This is a genomic window from Undibacterium sp. RuTC16W, from assembly GCF_049339445.1.
In the GTDB taxonomy this organism is placed as follows: Bacteria; Pseudomonadota; Gammaproteobacteria; order Burkholderiales; family Burkholderiaceae_D; genus Undibacterium.
Window position 1 is genome coordinate 121,018 of the sequence record NZ_JBMPPE010000008.1, and the last position, 17,093, is coordinate 138,110.

General features: G+C 50.1%; 16 protein-coding genes. 7 read left to right on the forward strand and 9 right to left on the reverse strand.

Annotated features, from left to right (window positions below; all coding sequences use genetic code 11):
• Positions 1-45 precede the first annotated feature (45 nt).
• From ACO0K4_RS15730 to purM, 5 genes are all read right to left on the reverse strand, one after another.
• The gene (locus tag ACO0K4_RS15730) at positions 46-1,575 is read right to left on the reverse strand and encodes a cryptochrome/photolyase family protein (protein ID WP_422957599.1); all 1,530 of its coding nucleotides are present in this window, start codon (positions 1,573-1,575) and stop codon (positions 46-48) included.
• A gap of 101 nt (positions 1,576-1,676) precedes the next feature.
• Positions 1,677-2,978, reverse strand: a complete 1,302-nt coding sequence (locus tag ACO0K4_RS15735; protein ID WP_422957600.1) for a DASH family cryptochrome — start codon at positions 2,976-2,978, stop codon at positions 1,677-1,679.
• Positions 2,975-3,124 (reverse strand): DUF2256 domain-containing protein, encoded by a 150-nt coding sequence (locus ACO0K4_RS15740; RefSeq protein ID WP_422957601.1) that lies wholly within the window; start codon positions 3,122-3,124, stop codon positions 2,975-2,977. The genes ACO0K4_RS15735 and ACO0K4_RS15740 overlap by 4 nt, the downstream gene beginning before the upstream one ends.
• Positions 3,125-4,666 carry an FAD-binding domain-containing protein gene (locus tag ACO0K4_RS15745; protein WP_422957602.1) on the reverse strand — a complete coding sequence of 514 codons (1,542 nt, stop codon included), beginning with the start codon at positions 4,664-4,666 and terminating at the stop codon, positions 3,125-3,127. It lies immediately after the preceding gene.
• Between the two features lie 219 nt (positions 4,667-4,885).
• Positions 4,886-5,929 (reverse strand): phosphoribosylformylglycinamidine cyclo-ligase, encoded by a 1,044-nt coding sequence (gene purM, locus ACO0K4_RS15750; protein ID WP_422957603.1) that lies wholly within the window; start codon positions 5,927-5,929, stop codon positions 4,886-4,888.
• Positions 5,930-6,170: 241 nt separating this feature from the next.
• Here purM and ACO0K4_RS15755 point away from each other — a divergent pair, with 241 nt between their 5' ends.
• The 7 genes from ACO0K4_RS15755 to panB all read left to right on the forward strand — a co-directional run bounded on the left by ACO0K4_RS15755 (position 6,171) and on the right by panB (position 11,785).
• Entirely contained in the window at positions 6,171-7,256 is a 1,086-nt protein-coding gene (locus ACO0K4_RS15755; RefSeq protein WP_422957604.1) for an AI-2E family transporter, read from the forward strand.
• Entirely contained in the window at positions 7,253-7,936 is a 684-nt protein-coding gene (gene hda, locus ACO0K4_RS15760; RefSeq protein WP_422957605.1) for a DnaA regulatory inactivator Hda, read from the forward strand. Before ACO0K4_RS15755 ends, hda begins: the two co-directional genes overlap by 4 nt.
• A 38-nt stretch (positions 7,937-7,974) precedes the next feature.
• Complete coding sequence (locus ACO0K4_RS15765; protein ID WP_422957660.1) at positions 7,975-8,652, forward strand: HAD family hydrolase; 678 nt, start codon at positions 7,975-7,977, stop codon at positions 8,650-8,652.
• Positions 8,649-10,001, forward strand: coding sequence for a polynucleotide adenylyltransferase PcnB (gene pcnB, locus ACO0K4_RS15770; RefSeq protein ID WP_422957606.1), 1,353 nt, complete (start codon positions 8,649-8,651; stop codon positions 9,999-10,001). The genes ACO0K4_RS15765 and pcnB overlap by 4 nt, the downstream gene beginning before the upstream one ends.
• The gene (gene folK, locus ACO0K4_RS15775; RefSeq protein ID WP_422957607.1) at positions 10,002-10,487 is read left to right on the forward strand and encodes a 2-amino-4-hydroxy-6-hydroxymethyldihydropteridine diphosphokinase; all 486 of its coding nucleotides are present in this window, start codon (positions 10,002-10,004) and stop codon (positions 10,485-10,487) included.
• An 89-nt stretch (positions 10,488-10,576) separates the two neighbouring features.
• Positions 10,577-10,924 (forward strand): DMT family protein, encoded by a 348-nt coding sequence (locus tag ACO0K4_RS15780; RefSeq protein WP_422957608.1) that lies wholly within the window; start codon positions 10,577-10,579, stop codon positions 10,922-10,924.
• Positions 10,925-10,972: 48 nt separating this feature from the next.
• On the forward strand, positions 10,973-11,785 hold the full coding sequence (gene panB, locus ACO0K4_RS15785; RefSeq protein ID WP_422957609.1) for a 3-methyl-2-oxobutanoate hydroxymethyltransferase: 813 nt from the start codon (positions 10,973-10,975) through the stop codon (positions 11,783-11,785).
• 214 nt (positions 11,786-11,999) lie between these two features.
• Here panB and can read toward each other — a convergent pair whose 3' ends face one another.
• The 4 genes from can to dnaK all read right to left on the reverse strand — a co-directional run bounded on the left by can (position 12,000) and on the right by dnaK (position 17,076).
• Positions 12,000-12,689, reverse strand: coding sequence for a carbonate dehydratase (gene can / locus ACO0K4_RS15790; protein ID WP_422957610.1), 690 nt, complete (start codon positions 12,687-12,689; stop codon positions 12,000-12,002).
• A 209-nt stretch (positions 12,690-12,898) separates the two neighbouring features.
• Positions 12,899-13,513 carry a chalcone isomerase family protein gene (locus ACO0K4_RS15795; protein WP_422957611.1) on the reverse strand — a complete coding sequence of 205 codons (615 nt, stop codon included), beginning with the start codon at positions 13,511-13,513 and terminating at the stop codon, positions 12,899-12,901.
• Between the two features lie 377 nt (positions 13,514-13,890).
• Complete coding sequence (dnaJ, locus tag ACO0K4_RS15800; RefSeq protein WP_422957612.1) at positions 13,891-15,012, reverse strand: molecular chaperone DnaJ; 1,122 nt, start codon at positions 15,010-15,012, stop codon at positions 13,891-13,893.
• Positions 15,013-15,138: 126 nt separating this feature from the next.
• On the reverse strand, positions 15,139-17,076 hold the full coding sequence (gene dnaK / locus ACO0K4_RS15805) for a molecular chaperone DnaK (protein ID WP_422957613.1): 1,938 nt from the start codon (positions 17,074-17,076) through the stop codon (positions 15,139-15,141).
• Positions 17,077-17,093 lie beyond the last annotated feature (17 nt).

The following is a 17,093-nucleotide window of genomic DNA, read 5'->3' on the forward strand; positions in this document are numbered from 1 at the left end:
TGTCAGCAATGACAGTTGCCACATCAATGTTCAACCCGCATTGAATCAAAGTTCGTCAAGGCGAGTACGTAACAGGGCGGCTCGCTCAGTGAAGCCTTGGATCGCTTCTGAATCCATTTTTTCTAATTGACGATACACCATGCCGATACGCGGATTATTTTCCAAACGCTCGGCATTGCGATAGAAGAAGTCCCAGTACAGCGCGTTATACGGGCAAGCCCGTTCGCCGAGACGGGCTTTTTTATCGTAATGACAGCCCTTGCAATAATCACTCATTCTGTCGATGTAAGCAGCACTCGATACATAAGGTTTGGTTGCAAGGAGTCCGCCATCAGCAAATTGACTCATGCCCAGAGTGTTCGGCATCTCCACCCACTCAAACGCATCGATATAGACACCGAGATACCAGCAATGCACGGCATGCGGATCCAGTCCGGCTAATAGTGCAAAGTTACCGATCACCATCAATCGCTGTATATGGTGGGCATGCGCCTGCTCCAGAGATTGTCCTATTGCATGAGACAAGCAGCGCATCTTAGTCTGCCCGGTCCAGAACCACACGGGCAAGGCAGTTGAGTGGCCGAACACATTGTGCTGTCCGTAATCCGGCATATTTGTCCAATACACACCGCGCACGTACTCACGCCATCCCAGAATTTGCCGGATAAACCCCTCTACTGCCGCCAGTGATGCATGACCTTGTTGATATGCGGCTTCTGCTTTGGCGACGACTTCACGCGGGTTCAGCATTTTGACATTCAATGCGAACGATAATAGTGAGTGGAATAAGCGCCAGGCGTTGCTACTCATTGCATCCTGAAAATCACCAAAATGTGGCAAAGCATGATCGATAAAAGCATCGAGTTGTTGCAATGCTTCAGCGCGGTTGAGAGCCCATGCCAGTTGATCTGCCTGAGGATTGCCAAAACTTTTTACACCAGCGGCGACTATCGTATTCCACAAGGCAGAATGATCGTGAAAACATCGTTGATCGACAGGCTCCGTCGGCGTGCCGCGCCAAGGCTTGCGATTGTCATGATCATAGTTCCATTGACCACCGGTCGGCTTCTTCGCGTCTTCCATCAGGATCTGATGTTTGACTCGCATTTGCCGGTAAAAATACTCCATCAGCCATTGACGACGACCGGTGAAAATATCCGCGGCCTCTGAGCGTGTTGTATAGAAATGCTCGCTATCGACCATCACCCAGTTGGCTGCTGAACGCCGTCCGTGTTCATACAATTGCTGATCAAGCCGCCATTCATCCGGCGCCTGATATTCAAAACTGACCGCCTGATAATGCGTAATAAGTTCATCAATATTGGCAGGCAATGATTGCAGATTAGTCGCATCATCAATCGTCAGATAATGTACGCGGTGGCCTTGTTCTTTCAACTGGCGCGCCATATCGCGCATCGCGGCAAAGATGGCTAGAATTTTTTGTGCGTGATGTAAAACATAGTCGGTTTCCTGGCGCACTTCCATGAAGACATACACAATATCGTCCGCTGTTTCGGAGAACCAGCGATGCTGGAGATTTAGTTGATCGCCTAGGATTAATCGTAATATTGTCATAGAGATGCCAGGTATGCTGAGGATGTGCGCTAACACTATGTCAGCGCGATGTGAAAACTGGTTGAAAGTTGTTGAAACTCGCTGAAACTGTTAAAGAGAAATCAGAGGCTAAGCCAGCGCCGGCGATAGCTACCGTCCGCATCATGATCTCGTGTTTGCTTTTGCAGGTTAAAACGTCGCCCATTCCGCGGATCCGTACCCCGCCCGGAAATATATAACCAGTTACCTTGATTGCTGTAGACGTCGTAGTCGATCAGTTGCGACTCAAACCAAGCCGCCCCTGCCCGCCAATCGCATGCGAGATCATGGATCAGATAGCTGGCAACAACTTGCCGCAACCGGTTCGACAAATAACCCGTCATAGCTAATTCGCGCATTCCGGCATCGACTAATTCCTCACCCGTTTCGCCTTTGCACCAGAGTATAAAGGCCTCGTCATCATGAGGTGGTACAGGCAAATCCGATAAGCCGCGGGCAGCATATAAACGTTGCCCATATTTGAGATGAAGAAAACGAAAATAATCCCGCCACAATAATTCGAACCATATCCAGTAACTGCCGTCATTGGCACCATACTCCCGCTCAAAGGTTTTCAGCGCGGCATGAATGGACCGGGCGGACAGCGCACCGGATGCCAACCATGGTGAGAATTTGGTGGAATAATCCGTGCCGGTCAAGCCATTGCGGGTGAGTTTGTAGGTATGCGGCAGTTTTCTCGCCAGATACTGTTGCAGGTGCGCATTCGCGGCGCCCGCGCCACCAGAAAATTCTGCCTTGCTGTAAGGGAATGAGGAGCGGTCATCCTCAATGTGACCGGCACAAACGGTAACGGATCTGGACCGGCGATGCTCAGCAAGGAAATCCATCTGCTCAGGTAAAGGTGGCACGGATTCCGGCGCACCCAGCGGACGTGGCGGTTTAATGCCAGCGGCCTCAATCACCGTGCGGAACTGCGTGAATACGTCAGGCAGTTCCTGCTCAGCAAATGGCAGGTCATCAGGATCAAGCAAACTCGATTGCCAGCTCGCGATCACTTGCACACCCTGATGCCTCAAGGCGTGTAGCGCCGCCTCTTCTTCAGGTGCTGCAATCGCCTCACAGAAAACGGCTGCTGCATCATATTCACGAGCTAAGTCCAACAGAACCTGGCGAGGCTCCCCCGTAAGCTCTAGCAAAGCGCTGCCATAAGATTGCAGATGCGTATGGAGATCGTCTAAATTCGCGGCTAAAAATTGTTGCCGGTGTGCTCCCATCCGCTCAAAACCCCAGATCGTTTTTATCGATACATCAGGGTCATGACAAAAAACCGGAATCAATCTGTCCGCCCGGCTACAAGCACTTAAAAACGCCGCATTATCTGATAGACGTAAATCGTGACGAAACCAGTAAATTAATGTGATCATGTAGCGCTCCGGCTATCGCGGCGGCAGCGTTCTGAGCAATATTTGACTTCGTCCCATACTTTTTCCCATTTTTTACGCCAACTAAACGGCCGCTGACATTGCGGGCACATTTTGCAAGGCAAATCGGATTTTTTACGCATTTTCATTCAGAACTCCCAGCTCAGTTGCGGCGAATTCTTCGCGCTGGCTTGTTTGCGCTTTGAGCGGGACTGGCTTTTTTTCCTTGATCCATGTTTTTCGACAATCGCTGCTTTCGCTGACCTCACCGCTGGCTGTGCTCTTAGCGCGAAGAGACGCGCCTTGGCCGCTCTTGTTGCCTGCTCCAGATCCACTACTGGCATAGGAATATCTTCACCTATCGTGACACCACAGTTCGACTGTACTTCGGGTGGCATACGCCAAGGCTCAAACAACCAGGAGTCAGGAACCCGTCGCATGGCTGGCAACCAATGACGTACAAAACGTCCTTGCGGATCGTGATCCATCGCCTGCTTGATTGGATTATAAATACGCGGAATATTAATTCCCGTCGTGCCCGATTGCATTTGCATCTGACTCCAGTGTATGCCGGGTTCATAGTCCAGAAATTGACGCGCCAGCCAATGACCTACCGGCCGCCAGTCCAGCCATAAAGGATAAGCGGCCACTGACACCAGCATGGCGCGCATACGAAAATTCAGCCAGCCGGTTTCACGCAACATGGCGACACAGGCGTCAACCAGTGGCCAGCCCGTACGTGCTGTGGTCAAGGCAGCGAAATGATCCGGGTTCCAGTCGTGCTCGCGCAGGCCGTCGTAGCCGCGATGCAGGTTGCGATATTCCAGTTCGGGCTCGCTTTCTAATTTCTGGATGAAATGACAATGCCAATACAAACGGCTGATGAATGCGCTCAGTCCTTGTTTTTGACGCGATGCGGTGACCGGCAGTTGCGCACTCTGCCTCAGGGTTGCCTGTACGATTTCGCGCAAACTTAAACAGCCATACGCAAGATAAGGGGACAAGCGGGAACAGGCGGTCGGTGCGGATAAAGGGGAAGAAATACCACCGCGGTACTGGTTGCTGCGGTCACTCAAAAAACTCTCCAGCACCGCTACACCTGCAGCGCGTCCACCTGATTGACGACGAGGTGGATCAACTAACTGTAATCCCAGTTCCTGAGGTGCAGGGGGACGCTGCCGGGTGAGCGGAAAAGTGGCAAAGCTTTCGCTATTTAACAGGGGGACTGGTAGACAGGCTTGTTGTACATGTGCATCCCAATGCGTATGCCAGGCATTGCGGCTGGCAAGTCGCCGTACAACACCGAATTGGGGAAATTCTCGCCAGGTGACTTGCTGCTGACGACACCAGCGCCCAAGTGCGAGGTCGCGCTGATAAGTAAGCGCATTACCAGTTTCTTCATGGGAGTAAATCGAATGAAAAGGCAAAGCCGCATGCAACTGCTGGAACACTTCGGGGACATCCCCCGTCAGCACATGCAACTGACCACCTGACTGACGTAATGCGGTGTACAACTCGCGCAAACTTTCCAGCACAAATTGATAATGTTGATTCGCCGCATCCGCATGACCCCATATCCTTGGCTCGATCACGTAGACGCACAACACCTGCCCACGAGCGGCGGCCGTGTGAAGCGCGAGGTGATCATGTAAACGCAGATCACGTTTAAACCAAACGATGCTGTAACTCATGATTTGCATTATACAAATGCGAGACAGCAGGAATTTTTCTGTATCAGTGACGAACAGTAGAGAAGCGGGTCAAGAGCAGGACAAGGGCACAATAAGGCGGTGCCTGATGGGTCAAGCAGCGTCGTCACAAGTAAAAACTAGCGGCAATAAAAAAAGCGCATGATGCACATGCGCTTTTTTATGGAATCAAACGAATGAACCGGTTGCTCTTGGTTGACCTCAGATGACGATGGTCTGGTGTTCGTTACCTTCACGTGCACGGATAGTACCGATACATGCCACAGTTTCGCCTGCGGCTGCCAGCTGTGCCATCGCAGCATCAGCGTTTTCTTTCGATACGATCACGACCATGCCGATACCGCAATTGAATACACGGTGCATTTCTGCATCGGCAACACCACCATGTTGCTGCAACCATGTGAACAAAGGTGGCAATTGCCAGGCACTGCTGTCTAATACTGCCGTTAAGGTATCACCCAGTACACGCGGTACATTTTCGACCAGGCCGCCACCGGTGATATGCGCCATGCCTTTAACTTCCATGCTCGCCATCAATGCCAGCAAAGGTTTCACATAGATACGGGTCGGCGCCATCAGTGCATCTGCCAGACTGCGTCCGTGGAAATCAGCATTCAGGTCAGGATTAGCAACTTCAATAATCTTACGAACCAGAGAGAATCCGTTTGAGTGAATGCCAGAAGAGGCCAGACCGAGGATTACGTCACCCGGCGCGATCTTGGTACCGTCAATGATATTGGATTTTTCTACTGCACCTACCGCGAAACCGGCCAGATCGTATTCACCATCCGGGTACATCGATGGCATCTCCGCGGTTTCGCCGCCGATCAGGGCGCAGCCTGCCTGTTCGCAACCAAAAGCAATGCCTTTAATCACATCAGTCGCGACAGCCACATCAAGTTTGCCGCAGGCGAAATAATCGAGAAAGAATAAAGGTTCCGCACCTTGTACCAGAATATCATTGACGCTCATCGCAACCAGATCAATACCAACAGTGTCATGGCGATTCAGGTGAAAAGCGAGCTTTAGCTTGGTACCGACGCCGTCAGTGCCAGAAACCAGAACAGGTTCCTTATATTTTTTACTGATTTCAAACATGGCACCAAAACCACCGATGCCAGCCATGACGCCTTCGCGCATTGTGCGTTTAGCAAAAGGCTTAATCGCGTCGACTAGCGCATCGCCAGCGACCATATCGACGCCAGCGTCACGGTAAGAGAGGGAAACATTGCTTGGTGTGCTCATGATATTCGTCAATAGGGGCTTGAGGCGGTAAAATAGGAGGCTTGCCGTTGAATCCTGCAAATTTCATCGGCAAAAGCGCTATTTTAACAAAACGCTCGCTCCGCTCCTAGTTTTTAGGGGCTTTAATTCATACCAGGCCAGATACTTGCCTAAATTGTTACCCGAGAGCGAAGACAACATTGCCACTCTGGCACTGTAAAATTTGCTAAGAATTTTTGACCTGACGCCACCAAGCCAGCCTATGCCATTTTCTTTTACTGCCGAACAAAAACAGACCGCCCTGTGGCTGCTGATCGGATGCGCACTTCTTTTGCTGGTATCGATGCTTGGGCCGATTCTGATGCCGTTCATCGTTGCAGGCATCATGGCGTACATCCTCAACCCATGGGTAGATCGCCTGTGCGCCTTGCGCATCAAGCAATTCCGGCTGCCGCGCGCAATGGCAGCGAGCCTCTTGATTATCTTGGTGGTTCTGCTGGTATTGACCATGCTGCTGATCATGACGCCGATTTTGCAAAAACAGATTCCTCAGTTACAAGACCAGATTCCACGCTTTTTTGACAAAGCCAATGACTTGCTGGGTCCAATGCTGAGCGATCTGGGAATCAAAGTACGCTTAGATAGCGCCGGAATCAAAACCATGCTGACCAAGCAACTCGCTACCAGTGGTGATGTTATCGGCAAGGCTGTTCTGTCGTCGATACGGGTGGGTGGTACGGCGGTCATCGGGATGGTAGCGAACCTGCTGTTGATTCCTATCGTCTTGTTTTACCTGCTGATGGACTGGCATCCGCTCATGAACAGGCTGGAACAATTCATCCCGCGGCGCTGGGTCGGCGGCGTGAAATCGGGCGTCATCGAAGTCGACAGTATCCTCGCGCAATATCTGCGCGGACAGATCATGGTCATGATCGTTCTCGCGGTCTACTATTCAGGCGGACTGGCACTGGCGGGTTTTGATCTGGCGCTGCCGGTCGGCATCATCACGGGATTGTTGGTTTTCATCCCCTATCTGGGCTTCGGACTCGGCCTGGTACTGGCATTGATTGGTGCTGTACTTCAGTTCGACGGTCTGCATGGTCTGGTTGCTGTCGCAGTCGTATATAGCATTGGTCAGATACTGGAAGGATTTTTCCTGACACCACGGCTGGTTGGGGAACGTATAGGCCTGCATCCGCTGACAGTGATTTTTGCCTTGATGGCGTTTGGTCAGTTGTTTGGCTTTATCGGCATCCTGGTCGCACTACCTGCTTCGGCCATTCTCGCCGTGGCGGTCAAACATTTGCGTGTTTCTTATTTTAATAGCTCTCTTTATCGTCAACCATGAGGCAATTACTGCTTGATCTGGATGCAGAAAAACTGCCATCCCTGGATACCTTTGTGGTCGGACAAAATGCGGAACTCGCCCAATTGCTGAGTCTGTTTTCCCACCGCACGCCAAGTCAATATGGCGAACGTTTTGTCTACCTGTGGGGCGAAGCTGGTGCGGGTAAAACACATCTGCTGCATGCGCTGGCTACCAGCGGGCAAGCGCGTTATATCAGCGCCGATGCCCCCGGCAGCGCCTTTGATCACACTCCGGAAATCAGCTTGTATTTGCTCGATGATTGCGAAAATCTACCACCGCAATCCCAGATCGATGCCTTTAACCTGTTCAATGAAACCCGCGCCCACGGTGGTTTTCTGGTTGCTGCCGGCAATCACCCGCCTATGATCCTGAATGTCAGGGATGATTTACGTACCCGCCTCGGCTGGGGCCTGATCTATCAGGTTGTGGGACTGACAGATGAAGATAAAATAGATGCGCTGGAGCGCTCGGCGCATGCGCGTGGCATGAGCATCTCAAGTGGCGTGTTACCCTACCTGATTACGCATTACCAACGCGATATGCGCTCGCTGACCTCCATGCTTGATCAACTGGATCACTACTCGCTGGAAACCAAACGGGCGATCACCTTACCTTTACTGCGCGAACTGCTACAACAGCAACAAGCCTATACCAATTAATGCCTACCAACGACTCTCAGCCTTTGTCATCTGCCATCATGCGTAACATCGCTTTATTCGATCTTGACCATACCCTGCTTCCTATCGATTCGGATTATGAATGGGGCCAGTTTTTAGCACGTACCGGTGCTGTTGATGCCGATGCCTTTGCAAGGCGTAACGCAGAATTTTTTGCCCAATATCAGGCCGGCACTCTGGATCCGGTTGAATATCTGGAATTTGCACTTGGCACCCTGGCACAATTTCCCAATCATCAACTTGATGCAATGCATCAGCAGTTTATGCATGAGGTCATTCATCCGGCGCTATTGCCAGCGGCCAGAGATTTGTTGCAGCAACACCAAGATCAGCAAGACCTGATCGCCATCATCACGGCGACCAATCGCTTTGTGACAGCACCGATCGCCAAAGCTCTTGGTGTAGAACATCTGATCGCCGCCGAGCCGGAACTGGACAACCATGGAAAAATTACCGGCAAACTGTTGGGCATCCCTACCTCCGGTCAAGGCAAAGTCATCCATCTGCACCAATGGCTAGCCTCTCAGGGCAAGCAGCTTAGTGATTTTCCGCAGAGTTATTTTTACAGCGATTCACAAAACGATATTCCTTTATTGTCAATTGTGAGTCATCCTGTCGCCACGAATCCTAATAACAAACTACGTGCCCACGCCGAACAGCTCGGCTGGCCGATTATTCATTTATTTGACGCGCAATGATCAAGAAATTTATCCGCAAAATGCTGGGTGTCAAAAACCCGCCAGAACCAGCAGGAACAAAGCACAAACCCACTGTGCTCAGCGCCAAAGAACACGGCATCAATCCTGAATTGCTGTCATCGAACGCCGTTCGGGTCACGCAGACTCTGCAGGAAAACGGCTTTAAAGCCTTTGTCGTAGGCGGTGCAGTGCGGGATCTGCTGCTAGGTGTCAAACCCAAAGATTTTGATATCGCGACGAATGCCACACCGGAACAAGTCAAGCGACTGTTTCGCCGCGCCTTCATCATCGGCAGACGTTTTCAGATTGTGCATGTCATGTTTGGTCAGGATTTGCTAGAGGTCACCACCTTCCGCGGTGCGGCGACTGACGGCGCACCCAAGGATGAACATGGTCGTGTACTGCGCGATAACACCTTCGGTGAACAGCATGAAGATGCCGTCCGACGCGACTTCACCATCAATGCGATGTACTACGATCCCGCTACGCAAACCGTGCTGGATTATCACGGCGGGATTGCCGACATCCGTAAAAAAACCTTGCGTATCATCGGTGTGCCTGAGGCACGTTACCGCGAAGATCCGGTGCGCATGCTGCGTGTCGTGCGCTTCGCCGCAAAACTGCAATTCACTATTGACGAAGCAACGCGCGCGCCTATCCCTGTCATGGCACCTCTGATCAATAATGTACCGGTCGCCCGCGTATTTGATGAGATGCTCAAGCTGCTGATGAGCGGGCACGCCATGGCATGCCTGCAACAACTGCGAAAAGCCGGTCTGCATCACGGCTTAATGCCTTTGCTGGACGTCGTACTGGAGCAACCACTGGGTGAAAAATTTGTCACTCTGGCATTGGCCAATACGGATGAGCGGGTACGGCAAGGCAAGCCCGTTTCACCGGGTTTCCTGTTCGCGTCCTTGCTATGGCATCAGGTTCTGGAAAAATGGGAAGCCTATAAAGCCGCAGGCGAAATGGCGATTCCCGCACTGCATCTGGCTGCTGACGACGTACTGAATAAGCAGACTGATAGCCTGGCCTTGCAGCGCAAAATAGGATCAGACATGCGCGATATCTGGGCGATGCAACCGCGCTTTGAAAAACGTATCGGCAAATCTCCTTACAAATTACTGGAGCACCCGCGTCTGCGTGCTGGCTATGATTTCCTGTTACTGCGCTGCGCCTCTGGCGAGATTGATGCGGAGATTGGCGAATGGTGGACAGCCTTCATGGAAGCTGACGGCAGCGAGCGTGAGCATTTGCTGACGATCAAACCCAAAGACGCCGCAGGTGAGGTAAAAAAACGCCGCCCGCGCCGCCGCGCACCACGTAAAGCGGCTGCTGCCGAATAAATGGTGACGACAATCCAGGCATGTATTGGCATCGGCGCAAATCTCGGCGATGCACGAGGCACCGTCGAGCAGGCAATCATTCGGCTAGCGGCATTGCCCGCCTCGCGTTTACTGGCACAGTCAGGTCTATATCTGAGCGCCCCGATTGAATCCTCGGGCGACGATTACATCAATGCCGTCGTACAAATCAGCACCAGCCTGTCTGCTGATGAGTTGCTCAAGGCATTGCAAGAAATCGAATTGGCGTTCGGACGTGAACGTCCCTACCGGAATGCGCCACGCACGCTTGATCTGGATTTGTTATTGTACGGATCGGAACAGATTGATCACGAAGATCTGACCGTGCCGCATCCAAGAATGACTGAACGGGCTTTTGTCTTGCTGCCCTTATTGCAAGTGAATCCCGACACAGAGATCCCCGGCAAAGGCGCAGCACGTGATTTTATAGAACTGATCAGGGGTCAGGGCATTCAATTTCTGGGATAATTTACTTATACTCCCTACCAGTACCACCAATTTTTAGATGAATCCGCAATATTGCTATGCGTGATAGAGTAGCAAAGAGGGATACTCCCATGCAAATACCTGTGATCCTGCAAACTACCGGCCTGCTGATTTTATCCAATGTGTTTATGACCGTGGCGTGGTACGGCCATTTAAAAAGTCTGTCCAGCAAAGCCTGGTGGGTCGCGGCGCTGATCAGCTGGGGCATCGCTCTGTTTGAATACCTGCTGCAAGTGCCCGCGAACCGTATCGGCTATACGCAATACAGTCTGGCGCAATTAAAAATCTTGCAAGAAGCGCTGACACTGATCGTTTTTGTGCCTTTTGCTATGCTGTATATGGGACAGCCGTTTAAGCTCGACTATGTATGGGCAGGCTTATGTTTAATCGGTGCGGTGTATTTTATTTTCAGAAGCTGACACTCAGTACAAAGAATCAATATATCAACACTATTCTGGAGAATTATCTTGGCTGAATATTTACAAGATCGCAAAGCGGTCAGCATCCCCGGCTTGATCGCCCAACGCCAGCAAGGTGAAAAAATCACAATGCTGACTTGCTATGACGCCAGCTTTGCCGCTTTGATGGATCGCTGCGGTGTTGAGATGCTGCTGATCGGCGATTCGCTTGGCATGGTATGCCAGGGACACAACTCTACACTGCCTGTCACCGTGCAGGATATCGCCTATCACACGGCAAGTGTATGCCGCGGCAATAAGAGTGCACTGGTCGTCGCAGACATGCCGTTCGGTAGCTATGCGACGCCTGAGTCTGCCTTTAACAACGCCGTACAGTTGATACAAGCAGGCGCGCAAATGGTCAAACTCGAAGGTGGTGCCTGGCTGGCACCGACGATTAAATTTTTAACGGAACGGGCAGTGCCTGTCTGTGCGCATCTCGGCCTGACACCACAGTCAGTACATCAGCTTGGCGGCTACAAAGTACAGGGCAAAACTACCGCCGCCGCAGATTTGCTTAAAGCAGATGCACTGAGCTTGCAGGCAGCGGGGGCCAGCGTGCTGGTGCTAGAAGCGATTCCCGCGGCACTGGGCAAAGAAGTCACCGACTTACTGACGATACCGACGATCGGTATCGGCGCAGGCTCGGACTGTTCAGGACAGGTCCTGGTCATGCATGATTTACTGGGTGTATTCCCCGGACGTAAAGCGCGTTTTGTGAAAAATTTTATGGATGGACAAACAACGATTGATGCCGCTGTTCAAGCGTATGTGGCGGCGGTCAAGGACAAGTCATTCCCTGCTCCGGAACACTGCTTCTAATCGAGTATAGGGATCGGTGTGGCATTCACCAGTGATCGCATTTTGTGACAAGTCGTCTAGCCATCACTAAATGTCTATTCTGGTTAGTGTCTGTCACGACAGCGATTGAGTCACTTCGCCGGATCCAGCGCGAAAGCCAAAAGAGACATGAACTGGAGACGCGCTACACTATCGTGCAGCGCATTACACCTGCGCCATGCGAATAAACTGAAATTTATTTCACCAACACAGAGCTCTCGTCTTTGAAACGTGCCAGACTGGTTTCAAGATGCTGCGCCAGAGTGTCAACGGAATTCACCCGCATCCCCAGCTCACGCAACAAGCCGTCATGCAGACCGTACACCCAGCCGTGAATCGTCAGGTTCTGTGAACGTTCCCAGGCATCTTGCACAATCGTCGTCTGGCAAAGGTTCACAACTTGTTCAATCACATTTAGCTCACACAAGCGATTACTCTTTTCACGTTCGGTGTAGACATCACCAAGATACGCTTCATGCTTCTGATGCACGTCCTGAACATGTCGCAACCAGTTATCCGCCAGGCCAACTCGACGGCGCGTCAGGGCAGCATGTACACCGGAACAGCCATAGTGCCCGCAAATGATGACATGCTTTACGCGCAGGACATCAATCGCAAACTGCAATACGGACAAACAATTGAGATCGGTGTGAACAACGACGTTCGCGATGTTTCTGTGAACAAATAGCTCACCTGGCAACAAACCTAATAATTCGTTGGCAGGAACCCGACTGTCAGAGCAACCGATCCACAGATATTCCGGAGATTGCTGCGCAGCGAGTGTTTTAAAAAAGTCAGCGTCTTTGGCATTAATTGCATCTGCCCACTGACGATTATTCTGGAGAAGTTGCTCAGGAGAGAGAATAGATTGGTCTTGCGTACTCATACTTGCCCTTCATTTTCGACAGGCGTGATTTTAACCGAGAATTCATTCTAAATTTATATCCATTGAAAAGAAGTCCGTAGTTCATTTTGTGAAGAAAATAAAAAACGCGGCGATCAATTCAATTGATCACCGCGTTTTTGAACTTAACTTATTCCGTCTAGATCAATCTGTGATGTAGGTTTTCGACTAACCCAGAACTAACCGCTAAATTAACGGAAACCGCTTTTTTCTTCACCAGTGTCAGCCAGCATGGCCTTTTTCAGGGAGCTATCGACTGGTTTTTCACCTAACCAGATACGTAACAAGGCATTATTAAAAGCGATATCAGGATACGGCTCACCCAGTTTTTTACCGTTTAAATAAAACGTCGTTCCTACGCCAGGTACCCAGTCGGTGAGCATGATGTCACCTTTTTTCAACTCAGGCACAGACGCGAATAATTCGCCCAAGCGCAGAAATTGCATGGTCAATTTACCTTTTTCTGCCTTATCGGTATTTTGTTGCATGCCGGACATGAATCCCCGACCAAACTCCTCATTACCAACATCGCGCAGCATCACGATTGTTACGCGCCTCGGGCCAGTAGATGCCAGTACATCAGGCACTGTCGTCTTTTTACTTGGTAAGTAAAGGCCTGCTGCGTAGACTTTAAAAATCGCTTTATAGCGAATGCCAGCGCCATTGAGTTTTAAATCTGTATTTGCCAGATGAACTGTGTCTTCAAACTTCGCGCCTGCTACTTCCGTCGTTGCTGCATGCGTGACCAGACTTGCGGACGCAAACAATGCCACGACCAACAAGCGTTTACTTGTATTCCAAACCATATTTGTCTCCATTAATTTTTTTCACCCTTATTTTTCGCACGGGTGTCTTATTATGCAATGCGAAGTTAGAGTAAGACCACTAAGCAGTCGTGACAAAAGTAATTCGTTGCCACGTCACCACAGAGTTAAGCTTACCTGAAATTATTTATGCTTGCCTTGCTTAAACTCGGTATCGAAAGAATAAATTTTCATCAAAATTAGTAAAAACCAAGCACCATCAGCAATATATACGATGACTGACATGATGAATTGTCAAGCCGAGCAAGTACGCCCCCAATACGAAACGAGGACGTAAAAAAACCTGCCAGATTATTGGCAGGTTACAGATGCATTGCCTGTCATCAGATGACAGGCAATGCGGCTTAAGCGCTCATTACTTACTCAAAAAACTTTTTAACCTTATCCATCCAGGTCTTGCTTTGCGGATTATGCTTGGCACCGCCCTCAACAGTGAGTTGCTCAAAATTACGCAGCAACTCTTTTTGTTTGTCCGTCAATTTAACCGGGGTTTCAATCACAACATGACAAAATAAATCCCCTGCATAGCCTGAACGTACGCCCTTCACGCCCTTGCTACGCAAGCGGAAAGTTTTACCGGATTGCGTGCCCTCGGGGATCGTGAATGAGGCTTTACCACTTAAAGTGGGGACCTCGATGTCACCACCCAATGCGGCTTTCACAAAGGAGATTGGCATTTCGCAATGCAGATCGTCACCTTCTCGCTGGAAGACAGGATGTTGCTTGATGTGGATTTCAACATACAAATCACCCGGAGGGCCACCGTTCACGCCCGGCTCACCATTACCCGATGAACGGATACGCATGCCATCATCAATACCGGCTGGTATTTTGACTTCCAGTGTTTTGTTACGCTTGATGCGACCAACACCGGAGCAGCTAGTACAAGGGTCAGGAATCATCTTGCCTGTGCCATGGCACTTGGGACAAGTTTGCTGAATACTAAACAGCCCTTGCTGCATACGTACCTGACCGTGTCCTGCACAGGTGCTGCAAGTGACTGGCTGAGTACCTGGTTTGGCACCGGAACCATGACAGGTTTCGCATTCATCCCAGCTCGGTACACGTATCGTTGTATCAAAGCCGTTAGCCGCCTGCTCTAAGCTAATTTCCAGGTTGTAGCGTAAATCAGCACCGCGATACACTTGCGGACCGCTGCTGCGACCACGACCACCACCGAAAATATCACCAAAAATATCACCGAAAGCATCGGCAAAACCAGCGCCGCCAGCACCGCCGCCGCCGCCCATATTTGGGTCAACGCCTGCATGGCCATAACGATCATAAGCGTCACGCTTTTGCGCATCGGACAACATCTCGTAGGCTTCTTTCGCCTCCTTGAATTTTTCTTCCGAAGTTTTGCTATCCGGATTACGATCCGGATGATATTTCATCGCCAGTTTGCGATATGCTTTTTTGATTTCATCTTCCGTGGCATTTTTTGCTACGCCCAGAATTTCGTAAAAATCACGCTTCGCCATCTCTTTACACCTTGTTCTTTGCGCCTTATTAACTCTCAGCGAATTAAGCAAAAACGCCGAGCAGGGAAATCGCGACTACGATCAACCTGCCCGGCGAGTCTTGGCGGGGATCGCCCGCCGGACTAATTACTTACCGTCTTTGACTTCTTTGAAGTCTGCATCGACAACATCATCATCTTTTGCATGCGCATCAGTTGCACCAGCAGCACCTGCTGCACCGCCCGCCGCAGCCTGCTGAGCTTGCATATCGGCATAGACTTTTTCACCCAGCTTTTGTGACGCTGTGGACAAAGCACCAATTTTGGTATCAATCTCAGCCTTGTCACCATTCTTCAGAATATCTTCCAGATCTTTGATCGCGGCTTCGATTTTTTCTTTCTCACCCGCTTCCAGCTTGTCACCATGTTCGCTCAGGGCTTTTTTGGTTGAGTGAACTAATGCATCGCCTTGATTGCGGGATTCAGCCAGTTCTTTGACCTTCTTGTCTTCTTCCGCATTCAACTCGGCATCTTTCACCATTTTTTGAATTTCTTCTTCAGTCAAACCAGAGTTTGCCTTAATGGTGATTTTGTTTTCTTTACCGGTTGCCTTGTCTTTTGCGCCTACATGCAAAATACCGTTGGCATCGATGTCGAAAGTGACTTCAATTTGTGGTGTGCCACGTGCTGATGGCGGAATACCTTCCAGATTGAATTCGCCCAGGCCTTTGTTACGTGCAGCGATTTCACGCTCACCTTGGTAAACTTTAATCGTTACTGCCGGCTGATTATCATCTGCTGTCGAGAATACCTGACTGAACTTGGTAGGAATCGTTGTATTCTTTTGGATCATCTTCGTCATCACACCACCCAGAGTCTCAATACCTAAGGACAATGGCGTCACGTCGAGCAACAGCAAATCTTTACGATCGCCAGACAATACTGAACCTTGAATTGCAGCGCCGACTGCGACCGCTTCATCCGGATTCACATCTTTACGTGGTTCTTTGCCGAAGAATTCTTTGACTAACTCCTGAACTTTAGGCATACGCGTCATACCACCGACCAGAATGATGTCATCGATGTCTGAGGTTTTTACGCCTGCATCTTTGATCGCCATGCGGCATGGGTCCATGGTTTTCTGGATCAGCTCTTCAACCAGAGCTTCCAACTTAGCGCGTGTGATTTTCAAATTCAAATGCACCGGTGCGCCGTTTGCCATAGCAATATATGGCTCATTAATTTCTGTTTGCTGTGAGCTGGACAATTCGATTTTCGCACGTTCCGCCGACGCTTTAATACGTTGCAAAGCGATAGGATCTTTGGACAAATCCAGGCCATTGATCTTTTTGAATTCGTCGATGATGTAGTCGATGATGCGTTGATCAAAATCTTCACCACCCAAGAAAGTATCACCGTTGGTAGACAATACTTCGAACTGCATTTCGCCATCAACGTCAGCGATTTCAATGATCGATACGTCGAAAGTACCGCCACCCAAATCGTAGACTGCAATCTTGCGATCGCCTTTTTCTTTTTTATCTAAACCGAAAGCCAAAGCTGCAGCGGTTGGTTCGTTGATGATACGTTTTACATCCAGACCAGCGATACGGCCTGCATCTTTAGTTGCCTGACGTTGTGCATCATTGAAGTAAGCTGGAACAGTAATAACCGCTTCGGTCACTTCTTCACCGAGGTAATCCTCAGCAGTTTTTTTCATTTTGCGCAAAACTTCAGCGGAAATTTGTGGTGGTGCCAGACGTTTGTCACGTACAGAAACCCAGGCATCGCCATTGTCCGCTTTGGAGATTGTGTAAGGCATCAGACCAATGTCCTTTTGTACTTCTTTTTCGTCGAATTTACGACCGATCAGTCGCTTGACCGCAAACAATGTATTTTTTGGATTGGTCACTGCCTGACGTTTTGCTGACGCACCGACCAGAATTTCGCCATCTTCCTGATAAGCGATGATCGACGGTGTGGTACGTGCGCCTTCTGCATTTTCAATAACTTTTGGCTGGCCGCCTTCCATGATAGCGACGCAAGAGTTGGTGGTACCCAAATCAATACCGATCATTTTTCCCATGATGTTTCCCTTTTTAG